This is a genomic window from Olsenella sp. oral taxon 809 str. F0356 (assembly GCF_000233535.1).
Classification (GTDB): Bacteria; Actinomycetota; Coriobacteriia; order Coriobacteriales; family Atopobiaceae; genus Olsenella_I; species Olsenella_I phocaeensis.
This window is the reverse complement of record NZ_JH376563.1, coordinates 2,160,954-2,162,762: the sequence shown is the minus strand read 5'-3', so window position 1 is coordinate 2,162,762 and position 1,809 is coordinate 2,160,954. Positions and strand designations below refer to the sequence as shown.

Annotated in this window: 1 protein-coding gene; it reads left to right on the top strand. The window is 66.8% G+C overall.

The features are described from left to right. Positions 1 to 442 precede the first annotated feature (442 nt). The gene (locus tag HMPREF1008_RS09685; protein ID WP_232202863.1) at positions 443 to 1,684 is read left to right on the top strand and encodes an ATP-binding protein; all 1,242 of its coding nucleotides are present in this window, start codon (positions 443 to 445) and stop codon (positions 1,682 to 1,684) included. Positions 1,685 to 1,809 lie beyond the last annotated feature (125 nt).

The following is a 1,809-nucleotide window of genomic DNA, read 5'->3' as shown; positions in this document are numbered from 1 at the left end:
CGGGCGAGGGGCGACAATCGGCGGAGTCGCGCGCGAAGTCGGCGGGCGCGCGCCCGGGGGGCGTGGGGGCGTCCGCGCCGAGCCGGTGGGCGAGAGAAGTTGTTTGCTGTTCTCGCATACAACTTCAAAACCGGGCAAGCGTTCTACCTGCTAATATATAAGTCTTAAACAGTTGTATGCTGTTTTTCAGGCGAGAAAACCGCATACAACTCCGGAGGCGCGGCACGCGGGGCCATCGAGGGCCCGCACGGGGGTGACGCCCCCGTCCCGGCCCGGCTCGTCCGTCGGGCCCGGGCGAGCGTCTCGTCTGCCGGGAGGGTGTGAAGCGCCTAGCCTCAAGGGTGTAAAATAACTAACGAATTAGGAGTAAAATATGGAACAGCGAGGTAAATACATGTCTAGTAAACCCAACAGACTGACTCCGGACGGATATCTGCCGCGCTTGACCGACGCTCGCCTCGACATGCTCATGGGTGCCTTCGGGTGCGTGGAGATCACGGGGCCCAAGTGGTGCGGCAAGACCTGGAGTGCACTTTCCAGGGCGGCCAGCGTCACCGAGCTCGACAAGGGCGAGCAGAGGCAAATGGCCGAGGTCGACCCCTCGCTGGCCCTTCTGGGGGACGCGCCGCACCTGGTGGACGAGTGGCAGGAGGTGCCTGCGGTGTGGGACGCGGCGCGGCGCTTCGTGGATGACTCCGCGGCAAAGACGGGCAGGCTCCTTCTCACGGGCTCCACCCAGCTTGAGCCGGCGAGGCGGGGAGAGGTGCATCACAGTGGCGCGGGGCGCATCGCTCGGCTTCGCATGCGCACCATGACGCTTGCGGAGCTGGGGGAGTCCACGGCCGAAGTGAGCCTCCGGGGTCTCTTCGAGGGGTCATTCTCGCCTGCCACCAGCCCCACCTCGGTCGCCGACGTCGCTCGGTGGTGCTGCAGGGGAGGTTGGCCTGCCGCACTTGGCGCGCCCGACGTGGTTGCGTTCGAGATGGCATCCCAATACATTCAGGCCGTGCTGGACGACAACGTGATGCAGGAGGGGCTCTCTGCCGACACGGCGCTTGCCGTGCTCAGGTCCCTTGCCCTCAACTCGAGCCGTGCCGCGACGAAGAGGACGCTCATCCGGGACATGGGCGCTCGGGGGGTTTCCGTCGACACGCTGACGTCCTATGTCGGGCTCTTCGAACGGCTCTACCTGGTCGAGGAGCTTGCGGGCTGGGAACCCCCGCTCAGGGCGAAGGCTCGGGTGCGCGTGAGTCCCAAGCGCTACTTCACGGACTCCTCCCTTGCGGCGGCGCTGCTTGGCGCCACGCCAGAGAGGCTCGTGCGCGACACGCAGACGCTGGGAGACCTCTTCGAGTCCCTGGTTCTTCGCGACCTCAGGGTGTTTCTCTCCACCTATCCTGGCCTGGGGAACTCCGTCCACTATTACCGTGACGACAAGGGGCTCGAGGTGGACGTGGTGCTGGAACACGGCGGTCGTTGGGCGGCGGTCGAGGTGAAGCTCAGCGACACGAAGGCGGATGCGGCAGCGCGCAACCTGCTTAGGTTGAGGTCCAAGCTTTGCGCGAACGCTGCGGCCCAGGTGGAGCCCCCTGCCTTCCTTGCCGTCGTGGTTGGGAGGGGGAGCGTCGCCTACCAGAGGGAGGATGGAGTGTTCGTTATTCCCATGGCGACCCTTGGGTCCTGAGGCGCAGGTCGCCGCTCGCCCGTCGGGTCGCGGGGAGAGCGGGTGGGGGTCGGCGGAGCCGCGCGCGGCGGGCGAGGGGCGACAATCGGCGGAGTCGCGCGCGAAGTCGGCGGGCGCGCGCCCGG